Below are 7,066 nucleotides of genomic sequence, written 5' to 3' on the forward strand. Positions count from 1 at the left end.
TGGACTTTTGCAAGTAATAAGTTTAACCTCTGTCTCCAGCCAGAGGATTCAAAGAATGATGAATCTTAATTATTTGTCTTCATATCTAGCATCGGTTGTACGGGTGATGTATGCATTTTTAGTTGAGTAGTTCTTTCCAAGATTTCTTCAATTTCCTCCTCAGATAAACGTTGTACATAATTGATCTTGACTTCCTCGAGAAAATCTATGAACAAGCTTTGAATTTCTGAGAGTACGTGTTTTTTTTGCATTTCTGCTCCCAGTGCGGTGGTGAAGCGTTCCATCAGTTGGCTGGAAAGTTCGGCTGAAATTGGATCTTCTACACCACGAACTACAGCACTATAGACGTTGGTAGCGATTTGGGTGGCAAGTTCCTCACTCAACTGAGTCTGCATTTTTCCTACCCCTGGAAAGTTTTGCAGATTTTGATAAATGGGAACTTGATTGAATGCTTTGTCTATGTTGTGTTGCAGAATTGCAACTAGCTCCGGCTGAATTTTGGGAATTACTTGATAAATTAAAGTTTGAACAAAAATTCCGGCGATCGCTTCTATTTCATTGACATTATTAATATCTAAATAAGGACGCAAGTTATTACCTTTTAACAACCACTGGGTTAATTCTCCCCGGCGAATGGAAATCTGGAGTTGGTTAATTACCCTAACTACCACCATTTCCGTTATTTCCTCAGCAAAATTAGCTACAATCAACTGCTGGGTTTGTCGCCGTAATTGATACATATTCCAGAGGTTAGCTTTTTCCAAGCGAAATAAAACTGGTACAAAGCGTGTCCACCTCCACAATGGCAATATTAACCATAGGTCATACCAATGCCATAAAATCACATTCAAGTAACTAAAACTGGGATGACGACTTTTGAGCCAGAAACTACGAACTAAAAACTCTAAAGCAAATAAAAATATAAAAGGTAAATCTAAAATCCAAAATCTATCTCTAAAATCACCATTTTCTCCAATGTGACGGAAATAGTTACTGGCAATTAAAGGTCGGATTGTTTGGTCAAAAAAATCCTTTTCTTCCTCCCATCCTTGGGATAAAAAATAATCTTGAGACCAAAAGGTCTTAAAAGCTTCTTTAGAAGAATCATTATTCAGGCGCAGGCGCATAATTCTTTTAATTTTTTCCAAGCTGCCACTTTTACCAGCCCTAGCAAATGGATTGTCATCAATCATTTCTACGCTGAGGCTCCGTAATTCAGCTAGCTTTTTTTGCACAGCTTGAGACTTGAACCCAGAAGGTATTACAGCTTGTAATTCATCTACTGTTGTTAAATATTTTTGCGTATCTCTATGAGGCTCAATACCTTTAAATTTGTCATATTCACGGGTAATTACGGGAACATTATGAAAGTAAAAATTACGCCAAGGAATATAACTGAAGTCAAACATAACTAAGCCAAAATTGGCTATAGCAATAATTGCCATTATTCTCTCAAAACATAGACTGATTTTGTTAGTTTTATTCTTAGATTTACCGTTATTCATTATGATTGCCGATGTTACAGATAATTCAATCCAGTTTTTCCAATTACTGAGGATAAAATCTGGGAATCAATTTTTACTATTTTGAAATATACCTCTTTAGAGTGATGGCACAAATAGTTAGTCTTTTATTTATACAAAGTAAACATCTCAAACTAAAATTAACCAAAAATAGTGAACTATCTCACAAAAAAGTTTTAAAAAACTTACAATGTGTAACTATTCATCATAATTAGATACTAAACCTACGGCTAAACCATAAATAGAGAAAATGGGGCGATATTCTCATCACCTCATCCCCTGACTAAATTCGTTGCCAAATTTTAATTGTGTCATCATCGCTACCACTAACCAAAGTTAACCCATCTGGGCTAAAAGCGATCGCTCTGACATAGTTAGTATGACCACTAAGGCTAGCAAGTTGTTTACCAGTTTTCACCTGCCAAATTTTGATGTTTCGATCCCAACTAGCACTAGCAAGTAATTCTCCATCGGGACTAAAAGCAACTGACCAAACCGAATCAGCATGTCCTGTAAGGGTACGAATCTCTTGACCAGTTTTTACCTGCCACAGTTTAATGGTATAGTCGCCACTACCGCTGGCCATAAGCTCTCCATCAGGACTCAAAGCAATAGTATTCACAAAAAATGAATGTCCTGTAAGGGTGAGAATCTCTTGACCAGTTTTCACCTGCCACAATTTAATAGTGTAATCACTACTACCACTAGCCAAAAGTTCTCCGTTTGGAGTCAATGCAACTGACCAAACCGAGTCAGAATGTCCTGTAAAGGTGCGTAAAGTTCTACCAGAACTAACTAACCATAATTTGATTGTACAGTCCCCACTGCTACTGGCAAGTAGTTGTCCGTCTTGGCTAAAAGTCACAGAATTTATACCATTACTGTGACCAACAAGAGTACGAATTTCTTTCCCAGAATTTACTAACCACAGTTTAATAGTCTCATCCCAACTGGCACTAGCAAGGATTTTTCCATTAGGACTAAAGGCTAAACTATGAATCATGCTGGAGTGACCAGCAAACCAACCACCTAGTTTACGTAGTAATTTTCTATTCTTTAGCTGCCACAACTTCACAGTATTATCACTACTACCACTAGCAAAAATTTCTCCATTTGGACTAATAGCAACAGTGTGTACCATACTTGCATGACCCTTTAAGGTATGTACACATTGCCAATAGTGGGTTTTTGCAATAACTGTTAGGTTGGGGCTAACTATTTGTTGAGCAGGTGGTTGACTAATTTGTGTGGGAGGAACGGAAATATAATCTTCCTCAACATCAGACAACAATAAATTTAACCACTCTTTCACCGACTGGGGACGATTTTCTGGTTGTAGAGCCATACCGCCCATAATTGCCCGATTAACATTGTGACTGATATGAGGGTTAAGTTGTTTTGGTTCTTGTAGGAGAATATCATGTCGTCTGTCTTCCGCAGTAGTCGGGACAGCTCCAGTTACTAAACTATACAAAGTTGCAGCTAAACCATATACATCAATATATTCTCCCCTTGCAGCCTCCATTTCATACTGTTCTGGGGGTGCAAAACCAGGTGTGCGATATACAGTATGTTTTTGGACTACATTCGGGATAAACTCTCTAGCAATGCCAAAATCAATCAGTACTGCTTCTTGCTGACCACTACGGAGCATAATATTACGAGGTTTAATATCCCTATGCAATAAACCTTTTTGGTGAATTACTATAACTGCTTCAGCAATTTGTTTGATGTACAATAACGCCTCATTTTCTGGCAATTTATTTTTTCGTAGCAGATAATGACCCAAGTCTTCACCTTCGATATATTCCATGACGATACAAGGTATACTATGCTCATCAAAGATATTTTCTATCTGTACTATATGAGGATGACGACATACCGCTAGTCTGACGGCTTCATCCCGAAAGTCTTGCCTTAATTTATTTTGCTGAGCTCTCCAAATTGGGTGATTGAGGATTGCTTCTTTGAGAGTTTTAATCACCCGCATTTGTCCCTGTTGGTTTTTGGCGAGATAAGTAATACCAATTCCGCCTTCACCAAGTTTTCTTTCAATAGTGTAACGCCCCCCAAATAGCGTCTTTCCTCGATTCCAAAGCATTATTGATAATTGCCAAGTGTTGTTATTTATTGTGACATAGCCCCAATCTACATTTTATGCAGAGAAGCTTTTATTTACACGTATTTAGAACAAAAAGAAAATCAGGCAATCCCTACAATTAGCCATTAATAATAAAACAAGGTGATTAAAGATTGTGATCTACTTTATTTTCGCGATCGCTCGGATTTTTATTAAATCCCGTCCATGTTGAAACCTGGAGTTTCTAATTATTTGCATGTGTCATTGCGACACCCAGAAGTAATCTCAAATTTATGGAGGGAAAACTACGGTTCTCAAGGTCGATGAGGTTTAAAAATCTACTCTGTAAAATTATCTCAATTATTTTGATTCCCAAGTTAAGTAATTTCATAAACATTTATATAGAATATATAGCACATCAAGATTAGAATTAAAGATAGGTAAAACCTTGTTTCCTGTCTGAAATTTTACTAGTTTACTTGAACATTATGTGTATTTTTGTAACAAACAAATAAGTATTATAACTATTCTCAAAAATTCATCCTTATTATCAAAAAAACATCAATTTTTTCTCCTAAATCAAGATATGTTAAAAAATTTAAATCTGAAGCAAAAGTTTACAATAGTGTTACTTTTAATTCTAGTATTTGCTCTAAGCTTAAGTGGATGGGTTCTCTCTTCGATTTTGATCAAAAATGCTGAGGAAGAAATTGCAGCTAAAACTTTGACTTTGATGGATACAATTAGTTCTGTCAGAGTTTACAGTGTGGCTCAAGTTACTCCAGAATTATCAGAGAAACTGAAAACTAAATTTTTACCACAAAGTGTTTCTGCTTATGCGGCAAGAGAAGTGTTTGATATTTTACGTAAACAGCCTCAATATAGTGACTATTTTTATAAAGAAGCGGCTTTAAACCCGACAAATATTCGGGATAAAGCTGATAATTTTGAGACAGAAATTATTGAAAAATTTCGCAGAAATGAAGGTTTAAAACAGATGAGTGGATTCCGTTCTCTTACAGGTGAAGATCTGTTTTATATTGCTCGTCCCTTAGTTGTATCCCAACCTGGTTGCCTTGAATGCCATAGTACATTTGATGTTGCTCCTAAAACTATGATTGATATTTATGGTAAAAACAATGGATTTGGATGGAAATTGAATGAAATAATCGGAGCGCAAGTAATTTCAATTCCAGCCAATAAAGTTATTAATCAAGCAAGACAATCTGCTGTATTTATTTTATTAATTGTTTTTATTGTTTTTATTGCAATTATTATCTTAATCAATTTATTTTTAACAAAACAAATTGTATCTCCTTTAAAACGCCTGACTCGTATAGCAGAAGAAGTCAGTACAGGACATTTAGATTTAGAATTTGCACCGCCATCTAATGATGAAATCGGGAATCTTGCTAAAGCTTTTAAACGGATGCAACGAAGTTTAGCGATCGCCATGAAAAAGCTCAAAAATAACCCTGATAATCAGTGAGGCTACTTCTCAGTTTTAAGAAACTAAGAAACATTTAAAAGTTAAGTTAATTGATTGCGATCGGACTCAAAGTTTTATTATAAAATTTTTTGGATATTGCTAATGATGTTGAAATTAAAAAACTTAAAGTTAAGACAAAAAGTTACAATCCTCCTACTCATAATCCTGGTAGCAGGTTTAGGTTTAAGCGGATTAACTCTTTCTGCTGTACTTACACAAAACGCCAAGGAAGAAATATCTTCTACAGCTCTTGTATTAATGGAAACTATGAAGTCTGTGCGTGAGTACACCACCAAACAGGTAAATCCAGAATTACAAGACAAATTGGAAACTACGTTTTTACCCCAAAGTATACCAGCTTATTCAGCACGGGAAGTATTTGAAATATTACGCAAAAAAAGAGATTATAAAGACTTCTTTTACAAAGAAGCCACTCTCAATCCTACCAATCTGCGAGATAAAGCCGATGACTTTGAGAAAAAAATTGTTGAACGCTTTCGTAATGAATCTAGCTTGACAGAATTAAAGGACTTTCGCTCCCTTCCTGGAGGAGATATTTTCTATATTGCTCGTCCTCTTGCAATTACAGATCCCAAATGTTTAGATTGCCATAGCACTCCAGAAAAAGCACCACAGAGTATGATTGATCGTTATGGTGCTACTAATGGATTTGGTTGGCAACTAAATGAAATTGTCGGTGCTCAAATTATTTCTGTACCAGCCAGTAAAGTTATTCAGAAAGCGAATCAATCTTCCTTGCTCGTTATTGGTATTGTCTCCATAGTATTTTTTACTGTTATTTTGTTAATTAATATCTTTTTAAATCGGCAAGTGGTTATACCCTTAAAAAGAATTACCCAGGTAGCGGAAGAAGTAAGTATGGGTCATACGGAAGTCGATTTTGACCAATTATCTAATGATGAAATTGGTCATCTAGCAAAGGCATTTAAACGTATGAAGTTTAGTTTAGATAAAGCAATGGAAAGGTTAAAAAGTACCGGACGTACTAGGGGTCATACTAAAGGAAATAGAAATGAAGAAAATCCTGGTGGCTAATGTCTATTTACTACCTCATCAATTTACGTATAAACTCAATAGCAGATTGAGACTCAGGAATTTCTCTGGCAAGAATTTCTACAAATTCATAAGGCAAAGCTTGAGGATTATCAGTTAAAGTATCTTCTACAATCATACTTGCCATCGGGCCTATGTAGTAGGCTAATTCGTCTTGACAACGCTCAATAAAAAATGGATCTAGAGAAGTAGATTGTTGATTTTGAGGTAAATTAGATTGATAATTCCCTGGCTTGACAGGGGAACTAAACACTGTCTCTGAAGATTTGGGAAAAGATGAGGGTGGTTTTGTAAACTCTGGGGTAGAATCAGGAATAAGTGGATTAATGGAAATATCAATTGTTTCTGATTCTACTAATTTTTGAGGTTCAACTTTTACCATATCTTCGTTATTGGCAAATGTTGCTGGTAATTCCTGGAAATTCTCAAAGCTTGTAGTTGATAATTGAGATTGGTTTGTCGCTTCAAAACTGCTCACAGAAACTTGAGTTTCTGACACATCCTCAACATTGTTAACAATTGTGGGAAATTCTGCTAAATTCTGCAACTTTGTAGGTAATTCGAGAGATACTTCCTTGTTTTCAGTATTAGGTGTAACTGTGAGACTTTCTAAAGCTGTGAGAACTTCCTGGGATGTTTGGTATCTATGTTTGGGAATATCTGCCAGCATTTTATCTAGAATTTGGGCAAAATTGGAGCTGACATCAGCATACAAATGCCATTTCCACTCTAAGGTATATTGATCCATGAGAAATGATGGATCTTTACCTGTGAGTAAGACAATTGTTGTTACTCCTAATGCATAAATGTCACTGCTAGGAGAACATAAGCCTAAACTAATTTGCTCTCTAGGTGCATATCCTACCTTACCAACGAGAGACATTTTAAGTAAGTCGGCAC

4 protein-coding genes and 1 pseudogene are annotated in these 7,066 nt (G+C 35.9%); 2 read left to right on the forward strand and 3 right to left on the reverse strand.

Annotated features, from left to right (window positions below; all coding sequences use genetic code 11):
* Positions 1–65: 65 nt before the first annotated feature.
* On the reverse strand, positions 66–1,505 hold the full coding sequence (locus CALSC_RS20020; RefSeq protein WP_088243039.1) for a hypothetical protein: 1,440 nt from the start codon (positions 1,503–1,505) through the stop codon (positions 66–68).
* Positions 1,506–1,806: 301 nt separating this feature from the next.
* Positions 1,807–3,624, reverse strand: a complete 1,818-nt coding sequence (locus CALSC_RS20025) for a serine/threonine-protein kinase (protein ID WP_088243040.1) — start codon at positions 3,622–3,624, stop codon at positions 1,807–1,809.
* Between the two features lie 565 nt (positions 3,625–4,189).
* On the opposite strand from CALSC_RS20025, the gene CALSC_RS20030 reads away from it, so the two are divergent.
* Together CALSC_RS20030 and CALSC_RS20035 are read left to right on the forward strand one after the other, a co-directional pair.
* Positions 4,190–5,092, forward strand: coding sequence for a c-type heme family protein (locus tag CALSC_RS20030; protein WP_088243041.1), 903 nt, complete (start codon positions 4,190–4,192; stop codon positions 5,090–5,092).
* 102 nt (positions 5,093–5,194) lie between these two features.
* Positions 5,195–6,148 carry a Tll0287-like domain-containing protein gene (locus CALSC_RS20035; protein WP_235006869.1) on the forward strand — a complete coding sequence of 318 codons (954 nt, stop codon included), beginning with the start codon at positions 5,195–5,197 and terminating at the stop codon, positions 6,146–6,148.
* Between the two features lie 10 nt (positions 6,149–6,158).
* On the opposite strand, the pseudogene CALSC_RS27615 reads toward CALSC_RS20035, so the two are convergent.
* A pseudogene (locus CALSC_RS27615) lies at positions 6,159–7,066 on the reverse strand (serine/threonine protein kinase); the annotation flags it as partial.

This window comes from Calothrix rhizosoleniae SC01, assembly GCF_900185595.1.
Taxonomy (GTDB): Bacteria; Cyanobacteriota; Cyanobacteriia; order Cyanobacteriales; family Nostocaceae; genus Calothrix_A; species Calothrix_A rhizosoleniae.

Coding starts and splice junctions, on each gene's coding strand:
- CALSC_RS20020 (WP_088243039.1), bottom strand. CDS start 1,505: ATGAATAACGGTAAATCTAAGAATAAAACTAACAAAATCAGTCTATGT.
- CALSC_RS20025 (WP_088243040.1), bottom strand. CDS start 3,624: ATGCTTTGGAATCGAGGAAAGACGCTATTTGGGGGGCGTTACACTATT.
- CALSC_RS20030 (WP_088243041.1), top strand. CDS start 4,190: ATGTTAAAAAATTTAAATCTGAAGCAAAAGTTTACAATAGTGTTACTT.
- CALSC_RS20035 (WP_235006869.1), top strand. CDS start 5,195: ATGATGTTGAAATTAAAAAACTTAAAGTTAAGACAAAAAGTTACAATC.